Source organism: Pseudomonas parakoreensis, assembly GCF_021602155.1.
Lineage (GTDB): Bacteria > Pseudomonadota > Gammaproteobacteria > Pseudomonadales > Pseudomonadaceae > Aquipseudomonas > Aquipseudomonas parakoreensis.
In genome coordinates this window covers 1-1,191 of sequence record NZ_BQHY01000061.1, presented here as the reverse complement: position 1 = coordinate 1,191, position 1,191 = coordinate 1, and the positions used below count along the sequence as shown (strand labels likewise).

Genomic DNA, 1,191 nt, shown 5'->3' with positions numbered 1-1,191 from the left:
TGCGGATTGATTTCGAGGTTGAAAGTTTCGTGGTGCATGGCACACAGGACCCATGCGTAAGCGATATCGGTTTCACACTCGGACGCAACCAAGGGCAAGAAAATGCTGTGCTGGCATTCTCCTGCAAGGATCACGGCGCCGACGTAGGCGAAATCGCACCGACGTTGCGCGCCATGAATCACTCCGGTTCCCACGCGAATGCCGGCGGCCAAGTCGCTGTGTGCATTACTGGCGATATCACTCACACGCTGAAAGCCGACGGCTTCGACGGCTTCGACGGCAGCGAGGACGGCACCGGGCGCGGGCAGCCAATCGTTGCGACAGTATCCGGCACTCTTGGCGCCAATCACGGCAACGTGAAAGCCGAACATGCATGGACGGGCCAATTGGTCGGAGGATCGAGCGTTCGTCGATTGATCCCGCGCGAGTGCGAACGCCTGCAGGGCATGCTCGACGACTACACGCTGATCCCTTGGCGCGGCAAGCCTGCCGAAGAGTGCCCGGACGGCCCGCGCTACAAGGCTATCGGCAACAGCAAGGCAGTGCCCTGCGTTCGCTGGATCGGCAGGCGAATTCTCGAACAACTTTGACACCACCCTCCACCGCCCGGGCATGCCCCGGCATAGGACGCGCATGCTCAAAAATCAGGATTACCTCGAACATCTGCTGAGCTATGACCCGGATACGGGGCTGTTCACTTGGCTAGTCGATCAGGGGAGCGCGAAAGCGGGATCAGTCGCGGCAACTAAGGCCACAAACGGCTACCTGGTCGTGATGGTCAACAAGAAGTACCAGAGCCTGCACCGATTGGCTTTCGCGTTCATGGGGCAAGAGATTCCGGACTGCGTCGACCACATCAACGGAGACCGCACGGATAACCGGTGGGTAAACCTTCGGCCAGTGACTGCGATCGAGAACGCCAGAAATCAGCGGCTTCACAGAACCAATTCTTCCGGATTGCCGGGCGTCATGTGGGATCAGAGATCGCGATGGCGAGCCTACGGCTACTTGAGCGGTCGCTATATCACGCTCGGCCGACACCAGACGCTGCTCGACGCGGCAGCAGCCCGCAAGTCATTCGAAAGCCAGAACGGCTACCACTCCAACCACGGGAAATAGCCCCATGCCCAAAGAAAACATCATCGATTGCCCAGCGCTGCACGAGCGCAGCACCAGCTACCCGTTTGGCGA

Annotated in this window: 2 protein-coding genes; both read left to right on the top strand. The window is 59.7% G+C overall.

Features of this window, described 5'->3' with window-relative positions; translation table 11 throughout:
• The coding region (locus tag L6D63_RS28355; protein WP_236170511.1) for a DNA cytosine methyltransferase at positions 1-590 on the top strand (590 nt) is incomplete at its 5' end.
• A gap of 43 nt (positions 591-633) precedes the next feature.
• Positions 634-1,119, top strand: a complete 486-nt coding sequence (locus tag L6D63_RS28350; RefSeq protein ID WP_217325328.1) for an HNH endonuclease — start codon at positions 634-636, stop codon at positions 1,117-1,119.
• Positions 1,120-1,191 lie beyond the last annotated feature (72 nt).